Genomic DNA, 24,847 nt, shown 5'->3' with positions numbered 1-24,847 from the left:
GCGCAGCCCGCCCGCTCCGTGGCGCCGGCGCAGCCGACCGCTGCGGCGCAGTCCCCGGCCGCGCAGCCCGCAGCAGCCACGGCGGCCGCGCGGACGGCGCCGACGGTCGTCAAGATCGTCGTCGCCGGCGGGTTCGCCGTCGGCAAGACGACGTTCATCGGGTCGATCTCCGACGTCGAGCCGCTCAACACCGAGGCTGCGATGACGGAGCACTCGGTCGGCGTCGACGACGCGGGCGGCGTGTCCGACCGCAAGACGACGACCACCGTCGCGATGGACTTCGGCCGCGTGTCGCTCCCGGGCAACCTGTGGCTGTACCTGTTCGGCACGCCGGGCCAGGACCGCTTCCTCTTCATGTGGGACGACCTGGTCCGCGGTGCGATCGGCGCCGTCGTGCTCGTCGACACCGACCGCCTCGAGCAGTGCTTCCCGGCGATCGACTACTTCGAGTCGCGCAACATCCCCTTCGTCGTGGGCGTGAACTGCTTCGACGGCGTGGCCAAGCACAAGCTCGAGGACGTGCGCGAGGCGCTGCAGATCCCCGCGCACGTCCCCATGCTCTACACGGACGCCCGCTCGCGCGCGGCGACCAAGCAGACGCTCATCGCGCTCGTCCAGCTCGCGATGCGTCAGCTCCGCGGCGCGGCCTGACCGCTCACGCTCCCGGTGCCACCGCACGACGGCGGGCCACCCTCCACGGGGTGACCCGCCGTCGTCGTGCACGGGCCGGGCGTGCCACAATGGCACGCCGGGAGGGCTGACAGAGCGGCCTAATGTGACGGTCTTGAAAACCGTTGTGCGGCAACGCACCGGGGGTTCGAATCCCTCGCCCTCCGCTTCCGACGCGGGGCACCGGAGACCGGGGCCCCGCGTCGTGCCGTCAGTCCCCGTCCACGTCCAGCACGCCGAGCGTCCGGCTCGTCGTTCGGGTCGAGGACGACGTTGGTGCACCACTGCGTGTCCGACGGCATCTACCCGACGAGAGGTTCGGGCACCGCTGCCGCCTTGTCGACGGATAACCGCTCGTCGTGGTGGGCGAGGTGCCAGCGCACCAGCACCACCGGACTGGGTCCTGCGTCTGTCGGGGCCGTGACGTGGGCCTCTCGACCAGGGTCGGACCGCATCGCGGCGACCGCGGCCCGCAGCCCCGACGCGGAGGGACCTTCGGCGAGTGCCGCGCGCGCGGACCTACGGGATCATGGCCTCGTGACGCCAGAGCCCTCCCCGGCCGACGAAGCCGGTCTCGAGCCCGTCGACCTCATCCGCCGGTCGGGCACCGTGCTGCGGATCGGCCGCCTCGCGCTCTCCGCGGGCACGGGCAGCTACCGCGTGAAGTCGCACATGACCCGCGCGGCGAGGGCGCTGGGGCTCGACCACATCGCCGCGCACGTGACGCTCACGGAGATCACCGCGACGTCGTATCGGGGGCCGATCTTCCGCACCGAGCTCACCGAGGTCCGGTCCATCGGGATCAACGCCGACCGCCTGGCGCAGCTCGAGCGGTTCTCCGCGACCCTGCCGGCGGGTGCCGACCTCGACGCCGTGGACGCGGAGCTTGACCGGATCGCGCGCCGGCCGCCGCTGTACGGGGCGCTGCTCAACGCCCTGTGGGCAGGGATCGCGTGCGCGGCCTTCGCGTTCCTCAACAACGGCGGCCTCGTCGAGTGCGGCGCGGTGCTCGTCGCCGCGGCGCTCGGGCAGGGGGTGCGGCGCGCGATGCTGCACCGGGGGATCAACCAGTTCGGCGTGACGATGCTCGCGGCGGCGGTCGCGAGCATCGCTTACCTGGTCCTCGTCCTCGCGCTGTCGGAGATTGCCGGGGTCGACGGTGGCCACGAGGCGGGTTACGTCTCGGCGGTGCTGTTCCTCGTGCCCGGGTTCGCCCTCGTCACGGGGGCGCTCGACCTCGCCAAGCTCGACTTCTCCGCCGGGGTCGCCCGGGTCACGTACGCGCTCATGATCCTCGCCTCGGCCGCGCTGGCCGTGTGGGGGGTGTCGGCCGCGGCGGGGCTCGCCCCGGACCCGGTGCCGCCGCCCGGTCTCGCGGAGCCGCTTTTCCTCGGCCTGCGGAGCGTCGCGAGCTTCCTCGGGGTGCTCGGGTTCGCCCTGATGTTCAACAGCCCGTGGGCCATGGCGCTCGGGGCCGCGTCGATCGGGATGGTCGCGAACGTCGGTCGGCTGCTCCTCGTGGACGCCGACGTCGTGCCCCAGGCCGCCGCGGCGGCGGCCGCGCTGCTCGTGGGCCTGCTCGCGGCCACGGTCGCCCCGGCGCTGCGCGTCCCGCGCATCACGGTGTCGGTGCCGGCGGTCGTCATCATGGTCCCGGGAGTCACGGCCTACCGGGCGGTGTACGAGTTCAACACCGGTGCTACGGCGCAGGCGCTCGCCTACGCCGTCGAGGCCGGGCTGGTGATCGTCGCGCTCGCGATCGGTCTCGCCGTGGCCCGCATGCTCACCGACCGGGAGTGGACCTTCGAGCGTTAGGTGCCGGACGGCGGCCCGACGCCGCCGGGCCCGGCGGTTTGGTCTCGCGGCGACGCCCTTGTACCCTGGGCGACGCAGGTTCTCCCGTCGAACCTGCGAGGAGACGTCGCATAGTCAGGTCTAGTGCGCCACCCTGCTAAGGTGGTAACGGAGCAATCCGTTCGAGGGTTCAAATCCCTCCGTCTCCGCTCAGGAAGGTCCCGGCTGCCGAGCGCCCGGGGCCTTTTCTGTTGCCCGGAACCGAGCGCGTCGGCGCCCCACGGGCAAGGACGGTGGGGCGCCGACGGCTCCGGGGCGGGCTAGGCGCTCCCGGTGGTCGCGAGCGCGGACCGCACCACGAACCGGGAGGCGCCGGCCCCGGCGAGCACGAGTGCCGACGCGGCGGCGACGCACAGCAGGAACTGGACCACGACCCCGACGTTCGCGAACGCGTTGAGCCCGATCACGGGGACCATGAACAGGAGCGCGGCGAACGTCGCCACACCGACGCTCACGACGAGCGGGACGAGCGTCTCGCGGAAGCGCGCCTGGTCGAGCGTGCGCAGGTCCGTCCCGGACAGGACGAGCGTGCGGTACTCGTTGCGCTGGTCGATCACGCGCCCCGCCTGCATGACGCCCGTCGAGACGGCGGCGAGCACGCCTGCGATGGCGAGGGTGAGGAACCCGCCGGTCTTCATGTCGGTGAGGTACTGCACCTCGTCCGGGTCGGCGCCCATGCCCGGCTCCAGGAGCGCGAAGATGCTCGTCAGCCCGGCGATGAACGTCGCGAGCGCGACCCCGCCGACGGAGCGCCACGCCGTCTTCGGGTTGTCCACGATCCGCCGCCCGGCGAGCAGCGTCGGCACGCGTCGTGCCGAGCCTGCCGTCATCTTGCCCACGAGCCAGATGACGAACGGGCCGACGACGTTCACCGTCGCGAAGCCGACCAGCAGGATGACGGTGAGGACGGTCAGGACGACCGCCACGGACCCGAACGACAGGTTCGTCGCGACGATCAGCGCGACGAACGCGACGCCCATCGACAGCAGCCGGACGGCCTTGAGCCCCGGAGGCGTCACACGGGCCGCGACGCCGAGCGGGGTGATCGCCACGCGGCGCAGGCTGACGAGCGCCGAGACGAGTGCGATCGCGACGACGAGCACGACCGCGCCGAGCAGCGCGGGAACCCCCACCCAGAGCTCGCCGATCGCGAAGGTGCGGCCCTGGAAGCGGAGCTGCGCGACGAGGGGCAGCAGCGCGCCGTAGCCGAGCAGGCCGGCGAGTGCGCCGATCACAGCCTGTGCGGCGGCGTCGAGGGCGGTGAGGGTGGTGACCTGGCCCGTCGTCGCCCCCGCGAGGCGCAGCGCCGCGAGGCGGGCGTCGCGGCGCGCGACGGCGAGGCGCGCGGCCGCCGCGCCGAGCGTCACGAGCGGGATGAGCAGCAGGAGCGACGCGACGCCCGCGAGGAGCGGGTACTGCGTGGCGTACGGGGTGATGGCCGAGTCCATGCCCTCGCGCATGCCGTCGATGCCGCCGGCGCGCTCCAGGAACGCGTGGAAGCCGCCCATGACGACGAGCAGGATCGCCGTCGTCACGCCGAAGGCGATGATCGCGAGGACGTTCGTCAGGCCCTGCGGGTCGCGCTCGTCGGCGCTGCGGCGGCGCAGGAGCCACCAGAGGTCGACGGTCCTCATCGCGCGCTCTCCTGGCCGCTCTCGTGGCTCAGCGCGGAGGGGGTGGTGGGCGCGGCAGGAGCGCCGGGCACGTACCCCGCGGCGGGATGAACGGCCATCGCGGCCTGGGTGGCGGCGTCGTACGGGGCGGCGGGCGGCGCCGGCGGCAGGGGGGCGGGCTGCCCGACGGCGGCACTCGCCGTGGGCTGCTGCGCCGCGCCCGGCGCGGGCTGGGACCCGGGCGCGAAGAACTCGCCGGAGATGCGACCGTCGCGCATGGTCACGGTGCGGGTGCAGTGGCGCGCGACGCCCGCGTCGTGCGTGACGACGACGAGCGCGGCACCGGAGTCGCGGGTGGCGCGCGTGAGCACGTCGAGGACCTCGGCACCGGTCGACTGGTCGAGCGCCCCGGTGGGCTCGTCCGCGAAGACGACGCCGGGCGAGCCGACGAGCGCGCGCGCGATCGCGACGCGCTGGGCCTGGCCGCCGGAGAGCTCGCCCGGTCGGCGCTGCTCCATCCCGGCGAGGCCGAGGTGCGCGAGCCACCGTGCGGCGACGGCCGTCGCCTCCGTGCGCGCCGTGCCTGCGAGCATGAGCGGCAGGGCCGCGTTCTCGACCGCGGGCAGCTCGGGCAGGAGCTGGCCGGACTGGAAGACGAAACCGAAGTCCTGGCGGCGCAGGACTGTGCGACGCGCCTCGGAGAGCGTCGTCACGTCCTCACCCCGCCACGACACCGAGCCGGAGGTCGGGGTGATGATGCCCGCGAGGGCGTGCAGGAGCGTCGTCTTGCCGGAGCCGGACGGGCCCATGATCGCGAGCGACTCGCCCGGGTGGACCGTGAGGTTCACGCCCGCGAGGGCGTGCGTCGCGGTCTGGGCGGAGCCGTAGACCTTGGTGAGCGCGCTCGCGACGAGTGGCGAGCCGCCGGGGGCGGAGGAGGGGCCGGTGAACGTCATGGATCGATCGTCCGACGGCGGCCGGTCCTGCCGCGTCGGGCTGGGGACGGGACGTCGAGAGGCTCGCGTCCGACCCTGGGGGGACCGCCCGGCGCGCCGGGTGCGGCGAGGGTCGGACGGCGTGGCGTCCGTCACCCCGGGACTCTGAGGGCCGGATCGGTTTGGGTTCGGGGCGGGGACACGGTAGTGTTCTCGACGGCCGGTGAGCGATCAGCGGCGAGCAGGACCAGCGCCCGTAGCTCAACGGATAGAGCATCTGACTACGGATCAGAAGGTTGGGGGTTCGAATCCCTTCGGGCGCACCCCATGACGAACGGCCTCACCCGCACGGGTGGGGCCGTTCGTCGTTTCTCTCGGCTCCGTGCGCAGCGGGTGCCGGGCGCGGCGCTCGTAGACTGCGCCGGTGCGACCTTTGGACCGTGACGTGCGGGTGTGCTTCGTGGGTGACTCGTTCGTCGCCGGGGTCGGGGACGGGTCGGCGCTGGGCTGGGTCGGGCGGGTCGTGGCCGCTTCGGCGGCCCGAGGGCTGCCCCTGACCGCGTACAACCTGGGGGTACGGCGCGACACCTCGGAGCAGGTCGCGGAGCGCCTGGCTCGCGAGGTCGCGCCACGTCTCGCCCCGGCCGCGGAGCCGCGCGTGGTCGTCTCCTTCGGCGTCAACGACACCGCCCTCGGGGACGACGCCCGCCCGCGTGTCGACCTCGCGGGCTCCCGCGCGGCGCTGCGCCGCATCGCGGCGGACCTCGGCCCGGTCCCGCTGCTCCTGGTCGGTCCGGTCGCCGTGGACGACGACGACCACAACGCGCGCTCGGCCGCGCTGGACGCCGCGCTCCGCGACGAGGCGTCGACGCTCGGCGTGCCGTACGTCCCCGTGCTCGACCGGACGGCGCGGGACGCGACGTGGCGGCGCGAGGTGAGCGAGAGTGACGGTGCGCACCCGGGCGCGGCGGGCTACGCGGTCCTGGCGGGGATGGTCGAGGAACCGGTCCTCTCCTGGATCGGCTGAACTTCGCGTGGATCGGCTGAACGTCGCGCGGGGGACCTTGCGACGCGTGCGAGGTCGTCGCCGGATGCGCGCCGTCGCCGCCGGGGGCTCCCGATTTCCGCACGATCGTGCTACGTTCTCCGGGTGACCAAGGGCGACGAGACGCGGCAGGCGATCCTGCACCGTGGCGTGGAGGCCGCGTACCGCGTCGGGCTGACCGGGCTCACCATCGGCGAGCTCGCGTCGGCCACGGGCATGTCGAAGTCCGGCCTGTACGCGCACTTCCGCTCCAAGGAGTCGCTCCAGCTCGCGGTGCTCGGCCAGGCGCGCGCGGAGTTCATCGACACGGTGGTCGCGCCCGCGCTGCGCACCCCGCGCGGCGAGCCGCGGATGCGGGCGCTGTTCGAGGGGTGGCTCGCGTGCGACCTGCGCCAGGACCCCGGCGGTTGCCTCTTCGTCAAGGCAGCGACCGAGCTCTCCGCGCAGCAGGGCCCCGTGCGGGACCAGCTCGTGCGTGACCACCGCGACCTGTGCGACGCCGTCGCGCAGGTCTTCCGCACGTGCGTCGCGGAGGGTGGCTTCCGTGCCGACGCCGACCCGGAGCAGTTCGCCTCCGACCTCTACGGCGTCATGCTCGGGGTGAACCACGCGCACGTCTTCATGGCCGACCCGCTCGCCGAGGAGCGCGCCCGGCGTGCGTTCGAGGCCCTGCTCGACGCGGCGCGCACACCGGCGCCGGTCCCCGTCCGCTGACCGCAACCGTCTGCACCACCGACCGAGAGGAACCTCCCGTGGGCGTCTCAGGCTCGAAGAAAAGCACGACCGTTCGTGCCGATCGTCGTCGTGCGGCACGACGTCGCAAGGCCGCTCTCCAGCTCACGCTCGTCCGCGCACGCCTCGCCGCATTCCAGGCGGTCTCGCCGCGCCGGGCCGCGCGCCTCGCGCTCGACCTGTGGTGCACCCCGCCCGACGGCGCCGGGCGACGTCGGGACGACCGCACGACCCCCGGCACGCTCACCACGGTGACGACCGGCGCCGGGTCACGCGTCGTCGTCGAGACGTGGGCCGCGGCCGGAGCCGGCTCCGAGGAGCGGACGGGCCGTGACGGTGGCCCGACGGCGACCGGCTCTCTCGCCGAGGCAGGCGTCGTCTACCTGGCCCACGGGTGGGGCGGGTGGCGCGGCCAGCTCGGCGCGTTCGTCGAGCCCCTCCGGGCTGCCGGCTACCGCGTCGTCGCCTTCGACGCGCCGAGCCACGGCGATGCGGGTCCCGGCCGTCTCGGTCCGCGGCGCAGCACGATGCCCGAGCTCGCGGACGCCCTCGCCGCGGTGGTGCGGGAGCACGGCGACGCGACGGCCGTCGTCGCGCACTCGCTCGGCACCGCGACGACCGTCCTCGCGGTCCGCGACGGGCTGCCCGCGGAACGGCTCGTGCTCGTCGCGGCGATCGCCGACGTGCTGGGCGAGCTCGACGGGTTCGCCGACCTGCTCGGGCTCTCGCGCCCGACCCGCGAGCTGCTCTGCAGTCTGCTCTCCGACGTCGCCGGTCGGCCACTGGCCGAGCTGGACGTGCGCGACACCCTGCGGACCCACCCGGTCCCGCCCGCGCTCGTCGTGCACGACCGGGCGGACAAGGAGGTCCCGTACCCGGTCGGCGCAGCGCTCGCCGCGGCCTGGCCCGAGGGCGAGCTCCTCACGACCGAGGGGCTCGGGCACCACCGCCTGTTGCGCGACCCCGGGGTCGTGCGCGCCGTCGTGGACTACGTGACGCCCGTGCACCCCCACGAGCCGGTCGAGCACGACCTCGCGCGCCGCGGGGCCTGAGCGGGTCGTCGTCCCGGTCACCGGGACGAGCGCGACCCCGCGTCAGGCGGGCGGCACGTAGCCCGTGGCCCGCGTGAGGGCACGCGCCCGGTTCGAGCGGGAGAGCATCACGCAGCCCGGGATGAACGCGCCGAGCAGCACGGGCCCGCCGACGAGCATGACGGCCCAGACGACGATCGCCAGGTAGCCCGCGGCGGAGTTCTGCGACGGGTCGCTGTCGGCGTACGCGAGGAGGACGATGCTGAGGACCGCCGCCGCGACCATGAGCACGACGGGCACCCAGATCAGCGTCCACGCGGTCGTCCGGTACCGGCGCGTGAACGCCGCCGGCGGGAGGGTCGGCAGCGGAGGGTAGCCCGCGTGCGGCGATCCCGGCTGCGGGTATCCCTGGCGCGGGTGTCCGGGGTGTCCGGGCGGGGGCGGCCCCGGGGCGGGGCGCGCCGGAGGGTACGCGGCGCGGGGGTCCTGCTGCGGGTACGGGGGCGGCGAGGCGGTCACACCGTGTGGATACCAGTCCCCGGACGGGGGCGCCAGCGCCGTCCACGCCGGGTGGTCGCCGCGCGGTGGGCCGGACGGGCCACGTGAGGCGCGGGCGGGCCGTCGTCGGGGGCGGCGGGTAGCGTCGGGCCATGCCCTCGGACAAGGTGGACCTCAAGGCGCAGTACCGCGAGCTGTACGCCCCGCCGCGGGGACGGTTCGTCGAGGTGGACGTGCCGACGCTCGCCTACCTGGCGGTCGACGGCGAGGGCGACCCGAACACCTCGCCCGCCTACGCGGCGGCGGTCGAGGCGCTCTTCTCCGTCTCCTACGCGGTGAAGTTCGCGAGCAAGCGGGAGGGGCGCGACTACGTCGTCGGGCCGCTGGAGGGCCTGTGGGCGGCCGAGGACCCGGGCACGTTCGTGCGGCGGGAGAAGGACGCGTGGCGCTGGACGCTGCTGGTGCTCCAGCCCGACTGGGTGGACGAGGACCTCGTCGTCGTGGCCACGGAGACGGTCCGCGCGAAGAAGGACGCCCCGGCCGCGCTCGACCTCGTGCGGCGCACGAGCCTCACCGAGGGCCGGTCGGTGCAGACGCTGCACGTCGGGTCGTACGACGACGAGGGCCCGGTGCTCGCGGAGCTGCACGACGTCTACCTGCCCGAGCACGGGCTCACGTTCGCCGGGCCGCACCACGAGATCTACCTGAGCGACGTGCGCCGCACGGACCCGGCGAGGCTGCGCACGGTGCTGCGCCAGCCCGTCCGCCCGGCCTGACCCTCGACTCGGCGACCCGCCGACGACCTGCCGACGGCCCGGCCCTCACGCGGCCGAGCGGCGGCGTGCCCAGGCGAGGTCGGTGTCGTCGAGCACGTCGGTGAGGCGGCGGCCCGCGAGCGTGCGCGCCCAGGCGGTGGACGCGCCGTCGGGCATGGCCTCCTGGAGCACCCACTCGCGCACGCCGAGGCGACGCAGGTGCGTGCCGAGCGCGAGGAGCTCGGTGCGGGAGTGCACGCTCGGGTCGACCGTGGTGCGCACCTCGTGGTCGACGCCGGAGCGCAGCAGCACCGTCAGCGCCTCGAACGCGCGGCGCCCGGACGGGATCGTCCCGGTGACGACGGGGTAGCGCGAGGGCAGGTGCTTGATGTCGAGGCCCACCCAGTCCACGAACGGCAGGAGCCGCGCGAGCCGCGCGGGCCAGGGGCCGGCGGTGTGCAGCCCGACGTCGAGGCCGAGGCCGCGCACGTCGTCGATCGCGCCGAGCAGACCGGGGTGGAGCGTCGGCTCGCCGCCCGAGAACACGACGCCGTCGAGCAGCCGACGGCGCGGGGCGAGGAACGCGACGACCTCGGACCACGGGACCGCGTCACCGGGCGGCGGCGACCCGTGGGCCGCGACCGCGCACAGGCCCGGGTGGTGGCAGTACCCGCAGTGCCACGGGCAGCCTTGCGTGAGGACCGTGGCGACCCGCCGCCCGGGCCAGTCCGTGACGGACAACCGGTTCACTCCGGCGACCACGAGGCCGGGGCGGGTCATCGGCGGCTCCTTCCGACGCACGACTGCCCGGGAGTCCGACGGGTCGGGGTGCCCGCCGCGCTGCCAGGACCTCGAACGTAGCGCCGCCGCCCGGTGCACCGGACCGGTCGAAGGTCCCGACCTGCCCGGCGCACGACGGTGGTCCCGGCCGGGGCGCTCAACCCGACGGCGGACCGCCGAACCCGCCCCCGCCCTGCGGGAACCCGCCGCCGGGGAAGCCCCCGCCGGGGACGTCCCCGCGCGCGTCCGAGCCGTCCGAGCCCAGCCCGGTCAGCCCCGACGACTCGTCGTCGTCCTGGACGAGCTGCTGGGCGAGGTCCGCGAGCACGACCTCGTCGCCGGCCGAGAGACCGTCCGTGATCTCGGTGAGCTCCGGCCCGACGGCGCCCGTCGTCACGGTCACGGTGCGGACGTCGGCGCCGTCGAGCACCCGGACCGTGCGCGCCGACCCGTCGGCCGCCACGGCGGACGTGGGCACGACGAGCACGTCGTCCACGTCGGCGACGGCGATGGTGGCGGCCGCGGACGCCCCCTCCGGCAGCTCGCCGTCGACCCGGTCGAGCGCGACGGTCGCCGCGTAGGACGGGGTCGAGGTCTGGGAGTCGCTGAGCACCGCGATGCTGCTCACGGTCCCCGTGTACTCGGCGCCGGTCGCCGGGACGGTCGCCGTGACGGCCTGCCCGACCGACACGACCTTCACGTCCGCGAGGTCGAGCGTGGACGACAGCACGTACCCGCCGTCTCCGAGGATCGTCACCGCGACGTCGCTCGTGCCGACCGACGTCCCGGCGGCCACGTCGACCTGCGCCACGGTCCCGGCGATCGGTGCGGTGAGCGTCCCCGCGGCGGCGGCGGCCTCCGCGACGTCCACCTGCCGCTCCGCGACCGTCACGGCGGCGCGGTCGGCGAGGATGCGCTCGGCCGTGACGGTTCCCGACGAGGTCGCGCGCCCGGCGGCACCGCTTCCCGACGGCGCGGAGCCCGCGGAGGGTTGGTCGTCGCCGCCCGACGAGCCGCCCGACGAGCCGCCCGACGCACCTCCCGGCGCCGCGCCGGACGTCCCGCCCGAGGGTGCCCCGGAGGCGCCCCCCGACGGCGCGGCGGTGCCCGGGCCGGGCGTCGTCGCGGAGCCGCCCGAGCCGGAGCCCCCTGAGCCCCCGGTCCCGCCGCTGCCGCCGGCCCCGGCCTCCTGCGCGTCGAGGAGGGCCCGGACCGCGGCGTCGAGCGCGGCGGACCGCTCGCCGAGCGTGGCGACGGTGTCGTCGAGGTCGGCGACGAGGTCGACGAGCACGCCCTGCGCGGTGCCCGTCGTCCGCTGGGCGGCGTCGGTAGCGACCAGCGCCTCCTGCGCGGCGACGACCGCCGCGGCGCACGCGGCGAGGTCGTCGGCGGTGGCCGCCGCACCGGCGTCGGCACCGAGGACGACGGCGCACGCGCCCTGGTCGCCCGTGGCAGCCTCGACGGCCGCTCCCGAGGCGCCGAGCGCCGTCGTGCCGGCGAGCACCGCGTCCTCGACGGACGCGTACCCGGCGAGCAGGGCGTCCTGCGCCGCCTGCACGTCCGCCTGCGCGGCGGCGAGCGCGTCGCGCGCGGCGACGACGGCCCGCTCGGCCGCGGCGGCGCTGCTCGCGTCCACGGCCACGGCACGCGTCTCGCCGGTGCTCGTGGTGCCGACGACCAGGACCGCGGAGCCCGCGGCAGAGCTCGCGCCGACGCCCCCGGTACCGGACGCGCCGGACGCGGCGCTCGTCGACGAGGTGCTCGACGAGGTGCTCGACGACGCGCTCGACGAGGTGCCCGACGCCTGTGCCTCGAGGTCGTCCGCCAGCACCTGCTGCGCGTCGGCGAGCGTCTGCCGCGCGTCGTCGACCGCGTCCTGGAGGTCGTCGGCGTCCAGGGTCGCGAGGACGTCGCCCGCCTCGACGCGGTCGCCCGCCGCGACGGCGACGGTCGCGACCGTCCCCGACGTGCCGAACGTCGCGTCCGCGCGGGCCGCCGACGCGACCGTGGCGCTCGTGGACACCTGCTGCGCGACGTCGCCCGTCGCGACGGTCGCGGTGCGGTACTGGGCGTCCGCGGGACGCAGCGCGTAGGCGGCACCGCCCACGCCCACCACCGCGACCGCCACGCCCGCCGCGACGAGCCGGTGGCGCCGTGACCGGCGACGCCGACGGACGACCGCGTCACGCATCGCTACCACCGGCACCCCGGTCGCCCTGGCCCCGCTCCTGGCCGTCGCGACCGCCGGGGAAGCCCCCGGGGAAGCCGCTCGTGCAGCCGTCGTCGCCCGGCACGGAGAGGGTCAGGCTCGTCGCGGTGAGTGTGCCGTCGTCCCCGCTCTCGCCCTGCGCGCTGACGCACTGCCCGACGACGACGTCGTCGCCCGACCCGGCGCGCTGGACCGTGTAGGCGGTCGCGTCGTCGACCGTCACGGTCTCCTCGCCGCTCTTGCCCTCCGGCGTGGTCGTGCGCACCGTGATCGTGGCGCCGTCGACGGCGGTGACGAGTCCCGTCGTCAGGCCACCGAAGCCGCCACCCGGGCGCCCCTCGCCGTCGGGTGCGCCGGACGGCGCGTCGGTCGGTGCGCCGTCCGGCCGCTCGGGAAGGTCGGTGGGCAGGTCGCTCGGCGCCCCGTCGGGGCGCTCGCCGCCGGGGAACCCGCCGCCTGCGACGGCGCCTCCCAGGCCGCCGGCGCACTCGCCGTCGACCGGATCGCTCACGGACACGGTCGCGACCGCCGCGTCCTCGGTCGTGTCGTCGCTCTCGCCACCGGGCGCGGCGCCCGGGGTGCCGGTCAGGACCACGACGCACGACCCGACGGCCACGTCGGCGAGCGTGCCGTCCACGGTCACGGTGACGGTCGTGCCGTCAGACCACGAGACCGCGGTCTGGGACTCGCCGTCCTGGACCTGCGCCGTCGTGCCGTCGACGGCGGCGACCTCGCCCGAGACGCCGGGCGTGCGACCGCCACCGCCCGGGACGGCGTCGTCGGGTGCGCCGTCCTCGGCGGACGAGGAGGACGTCGCGGGATCGGGGGTCGCGGCGCCGGAGGCCGAGCAGGCCGTGAGGGCGAGGGCGAGCCCGACGGCGCCCGTCGCGACGAGCGCGGCGCGCGAGCGTCGCCGGGACGCGCCGACGGGTACGCGGCCAGGCACGGGGTCGGCGGTGGGGCGGGGGAGAGGGGGAGCGGTGGTGCGCGGGGTCATGGGAGTCTCCGGTTCGGGAAGGTGGGGCGCTGCGGGCACGCGGTCACTCGCTCCGCAGCGCGTCGATGGGCGCGAGGCGCGCGGCCCGCACGGCGGGGTAGACGCCGAACACGAGCCCGATGGCGAGCGCGACGGCGATCGAGCCGCCGACCGCGAGGGGCGAGACGACGATCGACGAGCCCAGGGCGGCGGGGAGCGTGAGCGCGGCGACGACGCCGAGGAGCGCACCGACGAGACCGCCGGTGACGCCGAGGATCGACGCCTCCGTGAGGAACTGGCGGCGGATGGCGCCGGGTGGGGCACCGAGCGCCTTGCGCAGGCCGATCTCGCGCGTCCGCTCCGTGACGGACACGAGCATGATGTTCATGACGCCGATGCCGCCGACGAGCAGGGACAGGCCCGCGACGCCCGCGAGCAGGACGGTCAGGGTGCGGTAGACCGACGTCGCCGTGGACACGAGCGAGTCCTGGGAGTCGATCGTGAAGTCGGCCGCGTCCGCGCTGCTCGCGCCGTGCAGCGCGAGGAGCAGGGACTCGGCCTCCTGGTGGGCCGCGGAGATCGCGTCGGTGTCGGTCGCCTTGAGGTAGATGGTGCTGACCGACGTGTCGGTGCCGCCCGTGACGGCCGACGTCATCGCCGTGAGGGACACGACCGCCGTGTCGTCGAGGTTGGTCGACGCGCTCGACCCGGCCGCCTCGAGCACGCCGACGACGTCGAACGTCGTCCCGGCGATGCTCACCGTGCGGCCGACGACGTCCGCCCGGCCGAACAGCTCGGTCGCCGTCTCGGGACCCAGGACGACCTCGTCGGTCGACGCGGGGTCGACGAACTCCCCGGACGCGAGCTCGCGTGAGCGCACCTCGAGCCAGTCGCCCGTGACGCCCGCGACGGTCGTGGTCCAGTTGGCGTCGCCCGCCTCGAGCGACTGGGACGACTCCTTCTCCGCGGCGACCGCCGCGACGTCGGGCACGGCCACGTCCGAGGCGAGCGCCTCGGCGTCGGCCACGGTGAGGGTGGAGGCGGAGCCGAACCCGCCCCGCAGCCCTGACGAGTCGGTCGACGACCCGGGCGTGACGATGAGCAGGTTCGACCCGAGCGCGCTGATGTCCTCGGACACGTCCTTCTGCGTCCCGAGCCCGAGCCCGACCGTGAGGATCACGGCGGCGATCCCGATGAGGATGCCGAGCACCGTGAGGAGCGAGCGCATCGTGTGCGCGCGGATCGCGTGCCACGCCGTGGCGGCGGTCTCGGTCCAGCTCATGCCGCGACCACCCGCTCGTCCGACGTCACGAGGCCGTCGAGCACGCGCACGACCCGCCGGGACCGCTGCGCGACCTCGTGCTCGTGCGTGATGAGGACGATCGTGCGGCCCTGCGCGTGCAGGGCGTCGAGGAGGTCGAGCACGTCCGCCGTGGAGCGCGAGTCGAGGTTGCCCGTCGGCTCGTCCGCGAGGACGAGCGCCGGCTCGCCGACGAGCGCCCGCGCGACCGCGACGCGCTGCTGCTGTCCGCCCGAGAGCTGGCCGGGGCGGTTCGCCGTGCGGTCGGCGAGCCCGACGCGCGCGAGCGCCTCCGCGGCCCGGTCGCGGCGCTCCGCCGGGGCGACGCCCCGGTAGACGAGCGGGAGCTCGACGTTGCGCAGCGCCGACAGCGACGGCAGCAGGTTGAACTGCTGGAACACGAACCCGATCTGCTCGTTGCGCACGCTCGCGAGGTCGGTCTCGTCCATGTCGGCCACGTCGTCGCCCGCGAGCCGGTACGTGCCCGAGGTGAGCGTGTCGAGGCAGCCGAGCACGTTCATGAGCGTCGACTTGCCCGAGCCGGACGGCCCGACGATCGCCACGTACTCGCCGCGCTCGATCCGCAGGTCGACGCCGCGCAGCGCCTCGAACTCGAGGTCGCCCGTGCGGTAGGTCTTGCGCGCGCCGCGCAGGTCGATGACGGGCGCGGGCCCCGGCGTCGTGTCCCGGGCCGCGAGCCCGACGGCGGTGGCCGCCGCCGCGGTCACGAGTTCCCGCCCTGGCCGGGACGGGCGCCCATCTGGGACGGGTCGAACCCCTCGGGGAAGCCCTGTCCGCCGCCCTGCCCGCCCATCGGAAGCTGGGACGGGTCGAAGCCCTCGGGGAACCCCTGCCCGCCCGTGCCGCCCTGCTCGCCGACCTGCCCTCGGCCCGCGCCGGGCGTGAACGCCGTGTACTGCACGGTGTCGCCCTCGGCGAGGCCCGAGACGATCTCGACGGACTGGCCCGACGTCTCGCCCGTCTCGACGACCTGCTCGGAGGTGGAACCGTCGTCGGCCACGAGCGTGACCACGGACCCACCGTCGTCGTTCGTCGAGACCGCGGCGGCGGGGACGGAGAGCACGTCGGTGCGGCGCTCGGTGACGATCGAGACGTCGACGCTCACACCGTCGTACAGACCTTCGGGGCTGCCGGTGACGGTGATCGAGACCGGGTACGCGACCGCGCCCTGGGTCGTGGACGGCAGGCGACCGATCTCGCTCACCGTGCCGAACACGGTGTCGGCGAGGTCGTCCGAGGTCATCTCGACCTGGTCGCCCGTCTCGATCGCCGCGACGTCGGCCTCGCCCACGCTCACGTCGACGGTCCACGCGTCGGTGCCCACGATCGTGAAGGCGGCGGTGTCGGACGAGCCCGACGACGCGCTGCTGCCGGACCCGCCGGTCGACGCCCCGGGCACCGTGCCGGTGCCGCCGGGCGAGCCCGACCCGGTCGACGCGGACGAGCCCGTCGAGCCGACGGTGTCGCCGACGGCGACGCCGACCGACGTCACGAGACCGGCGGCCGGGGCAGCGAGGGTCGCGTCGGCCATCGCCGCGTCGGCGTCGTCGTACGCCTGCTGCGCGACCGCGACGGCGGACTCGCGCGCCTCGACCGCGGCCCCGGCGGCGTCGCTGCCGTCGTCCGACTCCTGCGCGTCGGCGAGGTCGGCCTGCGCCTGCGCGAGGTCGGCGTTCGCCTGCGCGAGCGCGGCGTCGAGCTGGAGGGTGTCGAGGGTGGCGAGCGTCTGGCCCGCCTCGACCGTGTCGCCCGCGGCGACCTCGACCGTCAGCACGGTGCCCGCCGCCGCGAACGAGACGTCCTCCTGGACGCTCGGGGTGAGCGTGCCCGTGGTCGTCACGGTCTGCTCGAACGTGGCCGTGGTCGCCTGCGCGGTGACGGGCTGCGCGGCGCCCGCCTCCTGGGCCGACGACGCACGGGGCCGCAGGACCGTGAGGTACACAACGAGCGCGGCGACGACGACGAGGGCGACCGCGCCGACGACGAGCGCGCGACGGCGCGGGCGCGGGCCGCGGAGCCGACGCGCGAGGCGCTCGCGGCGTGTGCCGACGGTGCCCTCGTCCGGCGTCGTGCCATCGCCGGGACCGGGCGCCGGCCCGGGGTCGGTGCCCGCCGAGGTGCCGGGCGGGTGGTCGGGGGAGGTCCCCCTCGGTGCGGTCGCGGACGACCGTGCGCGTTGCTGCAGCACCCTCGTCTCCCTGGCTCGGTGCCACCGGGTCGGCGGCGGTCGATCGGGAGGCTAGGGACGCAGGGTGGGGCGAACGTAGCGCGGGGCTGTGCGCAGGCTATGAGCACGTGGTCCTCGACATGGCCGAACCCGGGGTCGCTCCTCGATCCGGAGGTGGATCGGGGAGCGACCCCGGGTTCGGGGTGGGCCGGCCGTGGGTCAGCCGCAGGTCGGCTGGCCGTGCTCCGGCGTCGCGACGGTCTCGCGCTCGTCGGCGTCGTCGGTCGGCGCGGCGGTGACGGTCACGGGACCGTCCGTGGCGTCGCCGCGCACGGCGAAGGACTGGTACGCGTTCTTGCCGGGGGCCACCGACGGGAAGCTCTTCGAGCCCCACGGCGTGGCGACCTCGACGTCGAGGCGCGCGTCGTCGTCGTTCACGACCCGCACCGCGACGTACGGCTTACCGCCGAGGCACCGGACCTCCGCCGTCGCGGTGACGGCGACGGCGGCCGGCGACGTCGGGTCGGCCGCGCCGGGCGCGAGCACCCGCAGCGCGGTGAGCCCCGGGTCGCCGTCCTGCCACGACGTGCTCAGCGCGACGTACCGGGCCGTGCGGTCGACGGCGAGCGTGCCGCGGACGTCACCGGCGCCGATCGTGCCGACGTCGGTGAAGGTCAGGCCGTCGTCGCTCACGGAGACGACCGACTCCGGCGCCCCGCCGCGCTCCCACGCGGCGACGACGGTGCCGATCTCGCGCGGCGTGCCCAGGTCGGTGACCATGCGGCCGTCCGGTCCGGGGACCCACGTCGTGGCGGCGTCGCCGTCCACGGCGAGCGAGGGCGACGTCATGCCCTCGGGCAGCACCGACGCGGGGAACGTGAGGGTGCTCAGCGCGCGGTCCGCGACCGGGAACGGCGTCGCGTCCCGGAACATGACCCGCGTGCCCGACGGCGTCGCCCCGACCGTGCGGGTCGCGCCCGTCTCGGCGTGGCGCAGCTCGACCGGCGTGCCGTCGCCGCTCACGCGGAACGAGCGGGCGTCGGCGACGGCGACCGTGACCCCGGCGGGGGTCTGCCCGGCAGGCGTGGCGACCGTCGCGCGCGGCGCGAGGACGACCGCGTCGCCCGCGGGGACGGTGACCGCGATCGTCGAGGCGTCCGCCCCGACGGTCTGCGTGCCCGCGTAGACAGGGACGGCCCCGCCGTCGTGCGGGACGGTGAGCGTCGTCGCGACGTCCGCGCCCGTGAGGTTGAACGCCACGACGTACTCGTCGACGGCGCTCACGAGCACCGCCGGGTCCTCGGCCGTGGGCACGCGGGCCCCGGCCTGCGCGGCGGTCGCCGCGGCGTCGCCCGGGACCATCTCGACGAGCCGGGGGCCGGTCGCGCCGTCCGTGAGCCGCACGACGTGCCGCGTGTCGCTCGCGCGCGACACGGTCACGGGCGCGTCCGAGCCGCGTACGACGAACCCGGCCTCGCCCTCCACGTTGAGCCAGTCGCCCTCGCTGCGCAGCACCTGGTCGCCCGTGTACCGGAACGACGCGGCGTCGTGCCACGTCTGCCCGTCGAGAGACGTCTGGACGCGGTACTCCTGGCCCGCGGCGACCTCCCAGCCGAGCTGTACCTGGCTCACCGCGGTGGGCGCCCCGAGATCGACCTGGACCCACGAGTCGGGCTTCGTACGGTCCGCGACCGACACGGCCCAGCGGGTCGTGGCCGAGCCGTCGGTCACGGCGCTCGCGGGGTTCGACCCGTTGGCGCTCGACGCCGAGGCCGGCTTGCCCGCGGCGACGTCGGCACCCGTCGGGGAGAACGCGCGCAGGTGGTAGAGCGAGTAGCCGTACGCCGCGTCACCGCGCACGCCCTGCATGCGGACGTAGCGCGTGGTGACCGGCGCGGGCTCGTCCGCACCCTCGGGCGTGAGGTCCACGGTGTCGAGGCGCGCGACGTTCACGTCCGCCGGGGCCTTGCCGTAGGCGGTCGCGGTGGTCCAGGTCTGGCCGTCGGTCGACGTCTGGACGAGGTACCGCGCGCCCGCGCTCGCCTCCCAGGCGAACCGGACGCCGCCGACGGTGGTCTCCTCGCCGAGGTCGACCTGGATCCACGAGTCGGGCCGCATGCGCTCGCCGACCGCGACGGCCCAGCGGGTCGACGGGTTGCCGTCCGTGACGCGCGCGGCCTGGCGGCCGCCCGCGACGTCCTGGCTCGACGCCGTCGCGACCTTGCCGGCCGCGAGGTCGGTCGCCGACCCCTCGTCCGCGCCGTAGGCGTGGAACGCGAACATCGAGTAGCCGTACTGCGGGTGGCCCTGCTGGCCGAGGAGCCGCACGTACCGCGCCGTGACGGGCGCGAACGTGAGGTCGTCGACGCGCGCGGCCTTGGCGTCCGCCGGGTCGGCGGGCCGGGTGACGGGCAGCGTCGCGGTGGTCTCGCCCTCGGCGGTCGTGTAGGTGCGCGACCCGTCGAGCCCGGAGTAGCCGTTCATGTCGAGGTTGCGGACGGACAGGCTCGCGTCCTCCGTGCCGGCGCCGGTCGACGCGTAGACGGCGGCCCCGGTCGGGAGCGTCACCTGGCCCGCGTAGCCGCTACCGACGCGGAACACCGACGACGTGCCCTCGAAGCCGTCGCGCGGCTCCGTGTAGGTCGTCACGTGCCGCTCGTCGACGGTCGCGCCGGTGGTGGGGTAGAGGTACGGGGTCGAGCCCGAGACGTGGAAGAGCCACGAGTCGTGCGACGGGACCCACGGGAACTTGACGAAGCCCTTGCGGCTCGACGCCGCGGCCCAGGCGTCCGCGGTCTGCTGGACCGTCAGGCCAGGGCCGGCACCGAAGTCGCGCACCCCGGCGAGGCGCTCGAAGAAATCGTCCTGCGGCGTCGGCTCGACCGGGCCCTCGGGGGACTCGGCGGCCTCGACGTGCAGGAGGTAGGAGATGGCGATCTCCGCGCGCGCCTCGGGCTCGTACTTGGGCTCGCCCGAGAACTTCGCGAGCCGGTAGACCGGCGCGTAGGACTGGTAGTCCGCGAGCGCGGCGGCGAGGTTCGCCTCGGCGCGCGCGGCGTCGGGGTCGCGCAGCACCTGGCCGAGGAACGCCATGGGGATGGCGTCGCGGCCGTAGAGGAACTCGCGGTCCGCGACCATCGGCATGAACGGCTCGCCCGCGTCGGACATGACGAGCTTGATCGACTCCCACAGCTCCGCCGAGTTGGGCTGGTGCGTGAGGATCTCCGGCAGCGGCTCGTCGCGCAGCAGGAAGTGGATCGCGTTGCGCCCGCCGGACCGCCAGATGTCGGACTGGTAGTGCGGGCCGAACGACCCGTGGTTCTCCACGAGGTAGGTGTCGTGGATGGTCTGCATCGTGTTGGTCGACACGGGCTTGCCCGCGACGACGGCCGGGTTGTTGCGGTCGGCCGTCGGCTGGCCCGCGGCGCTGCGGCCCCAGTCGCCGAGCTGCTCGGCCCAGCGTGCGGCGTCGGGGTCGTCGGGCGCCCAGGCGAGGCCGGGCGCGAGGGCCTGCGTGTAGACGCCGACCTCCTCCTGCGCGGTGTCGCCCTCGTGCTTGCCCGTCGGCCAGTCGGCGGTCCAGGAGCCCGAGAGCGGGTCCTTGCCGAAGTCGAGGTCGGCCGTGTACGACGACTGGCTCGTCGCGATGGTGGTGAGGTTCGCCTGCGTCGTCGCGTCGAGCTCGTCCCACAGGAGGGTCCCGGCCGCGAGGAAGTACGACTGGAACGTCGAGTCCCAGAACAGCCTCTTGCCCCACGTGCCCGCCGTCGGGTCGACGAACCGGTTGGTCGCCGCGTAGTGCCGGATCGTGGCGAGCGTGTGCGCGCGGAGCGTCTCCTCGGAGACGCCCGCGAGCTCCGCGTCGTACTGACCGTGGGTCAGGAGCACCGCGTTGCCCAGCACGACGGCGAAGTTGAAGTCCTTGAGCTGGTACACCCCGGCGGGCTCGTCCCAGACGGACTCGACCCAGCGGGTGTGGCGCAGCAGCGCGCCGTAGTAGTCGGCGGCCGTCGCGTCGGGGGCGCCGAACGCGGGGGCGGCGTCGAGCGTCGCCGTGGCGGCAGGCGAGGCGGCCGACGGCGCTCCCTGCGCGACCGCGGGCGTGAGCAGCAGGGCCCCGGCGGTCGCGAGCGCGACGGCGGCGGTGGCGCGGCGGCGTGCGCGCCGTCCTGGCGGTGGGGCGGGCGGACGGGTCATGGGGGCCTCCGGGCGTCGTCGAGCGGCAACGGTGCTGGTGCTCGGGCGGGTGGTACGGGTGCGGGCGGGGTGCGTGGGGGTGGTGCGGGGTTCGCGCGGGGAGCGTCGGTCCAGGGTCGGACGACCGGCGCCCCCGCGCGGGTCGGGGGGCGCTGCTCAGGCGGAGCGGGGGGTGCTCACGGGTGCGTTCCTCTCGGTGGTGCGGCGTCGCACGCTGTGGCGCGAGGCCACCTGACAGCGCTGTCGAATGGAGTATAGGCGGCGATCCCCCGGGAGTGAAGGGAGAGCCGCGGACTTCGCCCGGTCGGTCGTCGCGACGACCGACCGGGCGGTCCGCTCAGCCGCAGTCGACGGCGGGCACGTCGACCGAGACCTGCGCGTCCACGGGCTCTCCGCCCAGCTCGCCGTGGGCGGTCACGACCGCGGTCGTCGCCTCGACGGCCTGCGCCCGCGTCGCGAACGACTGGTAGCCGGACGCGCCGGGCACGACGTCGGAGACCGTGCGCTCGCCGAACGCGGTCGCCAGGCCGAGCGAGAGCCCGACCGGGACGTCCTCGCCGTTGAGCGCGCGCAGGGCGATGTACGCCTTGCCCGCCAGGCACCGCGGCTGCACCTCGACCCGGACGTCGGCGGCGGTGCCGGCGGCACCCCCGGCCGACCCGACGACGACCCCGCGGTCGGGCACGAGCCGCACGTGGTCCACGTTCACGTTGCCCGTGTCGCCGCGGTCGTAGCGCAGGCCGACGCGGGTCGTTCCCTCGCCCACGGTCACGCGGACCGGCTCCGTGAGGCCCCAGCGACGCCAGCGCTCGGCGTCCTGGCCGAGGTTCGGGAACGGGACGGGCCTGGCGGACACGCCGTCGACCGTGAGCGAGAGCTGGCGGTCGAGCGGTGCGACGACCATGCCGTTGGCGTAGCGGAAGCTCACCTCGTAGGTGGTTCCCGGCGCGACGTCCGCGACGTCCACGGCGAACGCCGCACCCTCGCGACTGAGGGTCCGCACGAAGCCGGTCCCCGTGTAGCCGGGGTGCTCGGTCGTCGTGATCGCGCCCCCGCTCAGGGTCCCGGCCTCGGCCTCGAGCACGAGCTCCTCACGCTGGGCCGCGACGAGCCCGCCCAGGGTCTCGACCGCGGGCCCGGCGGGCAGCGCGGCGAGCGCGGCGGCCGCCCGGTCGAGAGCCCTGCCCACGGCCGCGTCGTCGTCGCGCGTCGCGGCACGGACCGCGGCGGCCAGCGGCGCGCGCGCGGCGGCCGCGTCGCTCTCCGCGAGGTCGCCCGCCTCCTCGGCCGCGTGCAGCGTGGCGAGCATGCGCGGCAGCCCGACCCGCTCGCCGAGCCACGGCGCGACCGCGGCGTCGAGCGTCGCGAGCGCGGAGCCCCCGACCTGCTCGCTCGAGCGCGTGAGCAGGACCGTCCGCACGCTCTGGGCGGCGACCCGGGCGGCGCCCAGGTCGGCGTCGGCCGCCGCGGCGACGAGCGCCCCGACGCGGGTCGAGAGCAGCCCCGCCGTCGCGGGGTCGAGGCCGCCGTCCGCCCGGGCGGCGGCCACGAGGGCCTCCAGGGCAGCGCCGTCCGGGTACGGCAGGAGCGCCGCCCGGGCGGGTTCGCCCGACGCGCCGTCCACCCCGGCGACGGCGAGCTCGTTGTGCTCCGCGTAGGAGACGTCGGCCGCGTCGAGCGTGAACGAGAGCTCCCGGGCCTGGCCGCCGCCGACCCGTGCGGTCGTGCCCGCGACCCTCTCGCCGTCGAGGACCAGGTGCGCCTCGGCGACCGTGGTCCCCGCGTTGGCGACCTCGGCCGAGACGCTCACGGTGCCGGTGGCCGGGTCGAACGTGGCCTGCGGCGCGCCCGTGAGGTCGAGACGGGCCCGCTCGTACGGCGCCAGCGCGGCGAGGTCCTCCGCGGTGGCCGGCCGGAGCCGGACCGCCTGCCCGCCCGCCCCGACGAGCGACGCGCTGAGGACGTCGTCCGAGGTCACGAGGGACCGCGTGACCTCGACCGCGGTGGGGTTGCCCTTCCAGCTCGCGTCCTGGGCGTCGGCCCAGACCTCCGCGACGTACGTGACGCCGTCGTCCAGCATGTCCAGCGGGACGTCGAGCGTGCGGTCGACCTCGTCGGTCACGACGCCCACGTACCAGGTGTCGCCGCTGCGGCGGGCGGTCGTGACGTGGTCGCCGATCTGCGCGTCCACGCGCGAGTCGTCCCACGTCGCGGGCATGCCGCGCAGGTACTCGAACGCCTCCGCGTGCTTCGCGTAGTTCTCCGGCGTGTCCGCGAGCATCTGGAGCGGGCTGTAGAAGGTCGTGTAGAGCGCGAGCTGGGTGGCCGTGGTCGTCTGCACCCGCGTGTTGAGCCCTGCCGGGTCCCACAGCACGTCGAGGACCCCCGGCGTGTAGTCGGCCGGGCCGCCGATCCAGCGCGTGAACGGCAGGATGGTCGCCTGCTCCGGCGGGTTGCCGTTCGCGCCCATGTAGTTCTGCTGCTCCATGCCCGCGACGCCCTCGCCGGTCATCATGTTGGGCCAGGTGCGGTCCTTGCCCGTGGGCTTGATCGCCTCGTGCGCGTTGACGGAGATGCCGTGCCGGGCCGCCGCCTCGACGACGCGCTGGTAGTGCTTGACGGCCTCCTGGTCGTAGTGGCTGCGGTTGACGCCGCCGAGCTGGAAGCGGGTCGCGTAGCCCGTCTTGATCGCGTGGATCCCCCACTCCTCGTACTGGGAGAAGATCCGCTCGAGGTTCTGGTCGTAGTAGTCGACGTAGCCGCGGGTCTCGTTGTGCGCGACGAACCCGACGCCCTTCTCGGCGCCGTAGCGCAGCACCTCGTCGAGGTCGACGTCGGGCATCGGCGTCGTGAAGTCCTGGTTGGTCCAGGATCCCCCGGCGTTGGTGTTCCAGCCCTCCGCGAGCACGTACCGCGCCCCCGCGTCCGCCGCGAGGTCGATGTAGTCCTTGATCCGTGCGGTCGTGGCGCCGTGCTTGGCGCCCGCGGTCCAGGTCGTGTCGCGGCGCTGGAGCTCCCACCACACGCCGGTGTACGTCCCCGCCTCGATCCAGTCGGCCGTGTCGGCGGTGCCGTCGCCGTCGGAGTCGACGTCGCAGACGGCGCAGGGCGGGTTGAGGTTCTGCACCAGGTGCGACTCGGCGAGGTCGCCCGCCGCGCGTCCCACCTGCACCGTGCGCCAGGGCGTCACGACGTCCTTCTCGCGGGCGTCGAGCACCGCCTTGGTGCCGTCCGGCAACGCGACGAGCTCGCTCACCAGGGTCCCGGGCGTCGCCCCGCGGACGAGCGTCATGCTCGCGTAGTCCGTGAGGTCGGCCTCGTGGACCGCGAGGAACATGTCGTCGCCGCGGGAGAGCGTGAGGGGCGTCTGCGCGTCGGGGACGTCCCCGACCGGTGCCGTCCGGTAGTGCTTCTCGTCCGCGTTCCAGTCCTTGCCGGCGCGGATGAAGTACGCGGTGAGGTCAGCCGGCAGCGCGAACTCGGTCCGCTCGGCCGTCACGACGAACGGGCCGCCCGCGAGCGCGTCCTGGCGGGGCAGGACGTAGCGGAACCCGACGCCGTCGTCGAACACCCGGACCACGACGTCCAGCGCCAGGCCGGAGGAGTGGCGCGCGTGCACGGTCAGCTCGTTCGCGTGGTTGCGCACCGACGAGCTCGTGCCCCACGCGGGGGTCCACGTCTCGTCGATCTCGTCGCGCTCGACGGACTCGACCGTCATCCCGGACGTGAGGTCGGCGTCGGGGCCTCGCAGCACGAGGCCGAGACCGGAGGCGCCGACGACGGTCGTCGTGCCGTCCCGCACGACGTCGTAGGTGAGACGCCCGTCGACGACGCCGACCGTGAGGTCGAGGCTGCCGTCGGGCGACGAGACCTCGTGCCCGTCGAGCCGGTCGACGGCCGACGCGGCGGCGAGGGCGACCGGTGCGCCGGGCGCGGCGAGCGCGGGGGTCGCGGCGCCGACGGGCGCGACGAGCGCGAGCGCGAGGGCGGCGCCGGACAGCAGCCGGCCGCGGCGTCGTGCGGTGGGTGGGGGCGGGGTGGGGTCGTGCGACATGCGGTACACGG

17 protein-coding genes and 3 tRNA genes are annotated in these 24,847 nt (G+C 75.4%); 9 read left to right on the top strand and 11 right to left on the bottom strand.

Going from position 1 to position 24,847, the window contains the following annotated elements:
- Window positions 1-18: 18 nt before the first annotated feature.
- From ACFVN3_RS05340 to ACFVN3_RS05325, 4 genes are all read left to right on the top strand, one after another.
- Window positions 19-651, top strand: a complete 633-nt coding sequence (locus ACFVN3_RS05340) for an ATP/GTP-binding protein (RefSeq protein ID WP_378231407.1) — start codon at window positions 19-21, stop codon at window positions 649-651.
- Between the two features lie 100 nt (window positions 652-751).
- Window positions 752-836: transfer RNA gene (locus ACFVN3_RS05335), tRNA-Ser, on the top strand.
- Window positions 837-1,206: 370 nt separating this feature from the next.
- Window positions 1,207-2,484, top strand: coding sequence for a threonine/serine exporter ThrE family protein (locus ACFVN3_RS05330; protein ID WP_378231290.1), 1,278 nt, complete (start codon window positions 1,207-1,209; stop codon window positions 2,482-2,484).
- A gap of 99 nt (window positions 2,485-2,583) precedes the next feature.
- Window positions 2,584-2,672, top strand: a tRNA-Ser gene (locus ACFVN3_RS05325).
- A 111-nt stretch (window positions 2,673-2,783) separates the two neighbouring features.
- On the opposite strand, the gene ACFVN3_RS05320 is transcribed toward ACFVN3_RS05325, so the two are convergent.
- Together ACFVN3_RS05320 and ACFVN3_RS05315 are read right to left on the bottom strand one after the other, a co-directional pair.
- On the bottom strand, window positions 2,784-4,157 hold the full coding sequence (locus ACFVN3_RS05320; protein ID WP_378231287.1) for a hypothetical protein: 1,374 nt from the start codon (window positions 4,155-4,157) through the stop codon (window positions 2,784-2,786).
- A complete protein-coding gene (locus ACFVN3_RS05315) occupies window positions 4,154-5,092 on the bottom strand; it encodes an ABC transporter ATP-binding protein (RefSeq protein ID WP_378231285.1) in 939 nt (312 codons plus the stop codon). The genes ACFVN3_RS05320 and ACFVN3_RS05315 overlap by 4 nt, the downstream gene beginning before the upstream one ends.
- A 229-nt stretch (window positions 5,093-5,321) precedes the next feature.
- On the opposite strand from ACFVN3_RS05315, the gene ACFVN3_RS05310 reads away from it, so the two are divergent.
- The 4 genes from ACFVN3_RS05310 to ACFVN3_RS05295 all read left to right on the top strand — a co-directional run bounded on the left by ACFVN3_RS05310 (window position 5,322) and on the right by ACFVN3_RS05295 (window position 7,900).
- A tRNA-Arg gene (locus ACFVN3_RS05310) sits at window positions 5,322-5,394 on the top strand.
- Between the two features lie 101 nt (window positions 5,395-5,495).
- Window positions 5,496-6,098 carry a GDSL-type esterase/lipase family protein gene (locus ACFVN3_RS05305; RefSeq protein ID WP_378231282.1) on the top strand — a complete coding sequence of 201 codons (603 nt, stop codon included), beginning with the start codon at window positions 5,496-5,498 and terminating at the stop codon, window positions 6,096-6,098.
- Window positions 6,099-6,221: 123 nt separating this feature from the next.
- The gene (locus tag ACFVN3_RS05300) at window positions 6,222-6,830 is read left to right on the top strand and encodes a TetR/AcrR family transcriptional regulator (protein ID WP_378231280.1); all 609 of its coding nucleotides are present in this window, start codon (window positions 6,222-6,224) and stop codon (window positions 6,828-6,830) included.
- 38 nt (window positions 6,831-6,868) lie between these two features.
- The gene (locus tag ACFVN3_RS05295; RefSeq protein ID WP_378231278.1) at window positions 6,869-7,900 is read left to right on the top strand and encodes an alpha/beta fold hydrolase; all 1,032 of its coding nucleotides are present in this window, start codon (window positions 6,869-6,871) and stop codon (window positions 7,898-7,900) included.
- A gap of 42 nt (window positions 7,901-7,942) precedes the next feature.
- Here the strand turns inward: ACFVN3_RS05295 and ACFVN3_RS05290 are convergent, their stop codons facing one another.
- The gene (locus ACFVN3_RS05290) at window positions 7,943-8,398 is read right to left on the bottom strand and encodes a hypothetical protein (protein WP_378231276.1); all 456 of its coding nucleotides are present in this window, start codon (window positions 8,396-8,398) and stop codon (window positions 7,943-7,945) included.
- A gap of 131 nt (window positions 8,399-8,529) precedes the next feature.
- Here ACFVN3_RS05290 and ACFVN3_RS05285 point away from each other — a divergent pair, with 131 nt between their 5' ends.
- Window positions 8,530-9,153 (top strand): GyrI-like domain-containing protein, encoded by a 624-nt coding sequence (locus ACFVN3_RS05285; protein ID WP_378231274.1) that lies wholly within the window; start codon window positions 8,530-8,532, stop codon window positions 9,151-9,153.
- Window positions 9,154-9,198: 45 nt separating this feature from the next.
- Here ACFVN3_RS05285 and ACFVN3_RS05280 read toward each other — a convergent pair whose 3' ends face one another.
- The 8 genes from ACFVN3_RS05280 to ACFVN3_RS05245 all read right to left on the bottom strand — a co-directional run bounded on the left by ACFVN3_RS05280 (window position 9,199) and on the right by ACFVN3_RS05245 (window position 24,836).
- Window positions 9,199-9,912, bottom strand: coding sequence for an anaerobic ribonucleoside-triphosphate reductase activating protein (locus ACFVN3_RS05280; RefSeq protein WP_378231272.1), 714 nt, complete (start codon window positions 9,910-9,912; stop codon window positions 9,199-9,201).
- A gap of 157 nt (window positions 9,913-10,069) precedes the next feature.
- Complete coding sequence (locus ACFVN3_RS05275; RefSeq protein WP_378231270.1) at window positions 10,070-12,103, bottom strand: HlyD family efflux transporter periplasmic adaptor subunit; 2,034 nt, start codon at window positions 12,101-12,103, stop codon at window positions 10,070-10,072.
- Window positions 12,096-13,118, bottom strand: coding sequence for a hypothetical protein (locus ACFVN3_RS05270; RefSeq protein ID WP_378231268.1), 1,023 nt, complete (start codon window positions 13,116-13,118; stop codon window positions 12,096-12,098). The genes ACFVN3_RS05275 and ACFVN3_RS05270 overlap by 8 nt, the downstream gene beginning before the upstream one ends.
- Before the next feature lie 43 nt (window positions 13,119-13,161).
- Window positions 13,162-14,379 (bottom strand): ABC transporter permease, encoded by a 1,218-nt coding sequence (locus tag ACFVN3_RS05265; RefSeq protein ID WP_378231265.1) that lies wholly within the window; start codon window positions 14,377-14,379, stop codon window positions 13,162-13,164.
- The gene (locus ACFVN3_RS05260) at window positions 14,376-15,125 is read right to left on the bottom strand and encodes an ABC transporter ATP-binding protein (RefSeq protein ID WP_378231262.1); all 750 of its coding nucleotides are present in this window, start codon (window positions 15,123-15,125) and stop codon (window positions 14,376-14,378) included. Before ACFVN3_RS05260 ends, ACFVN3_RS05265 begins: the two co-directional genes overlap by 4 nt.
- Window positions 15,122-16,606: an efflux RND transporter periplasmic adaptor subunit gene (locus ACFVN3_RS05255; RefSeq protein WP_378231260.1), complete on the bottom strand. Its 1,485-nt coding sequence runs from the start codon at window positions 16,604-16,606 to the stop codon at window positions 15,122-15,124. The genes ACFVN3_RS05260 and ACFVN3_RS05255 overlap by 4 nt, the downstream gene beginning before the upstream one ends.
- Before the next feature lie 198 nt (window positions 16,607-16,804).
- A complete protein-coding gene (locus ACFVN3_RS05250; RefSeq protein WP_378231258.1) occupies window positions 16,805-20,782 on the bottom strand; it encodes a discoidin domain-containing protein in 3,978 nt (1,325 codons plus the stop codon).
- 337 nt (window positions 20,783-21,119) lie between these two features.
- Window positions 21,120-24,836 (bottom strand): glycoside hydrolase family 97 catalytic domain-containing protein, encoded by a 3,717-nt coding sequence (locus ACFVN3_RS05245; RefSeq protein ID WP_378231405.1) that lies wholly within the window; start codon window positions 24,834-24,836, stop codon window positions 21,120-21,122.
- Between the last annotated feature and the right edge of the window lie 11 nt (window positions 24,837-24,847).

It is taken from the genome of Cellulosimicrobium sp. NPDC057862, assembly GCF_042797035.1.
Lineage (GTDB): Bacteria > Actinomycetota > Actinomycetes > Actinomycetales > Cellulomonadaceae > Cellulosimicrobium.
Note: the sequence above shows the minus strand (reverse complement) of the source record. Positions and strands in the feature narration are given on the sequence as shown.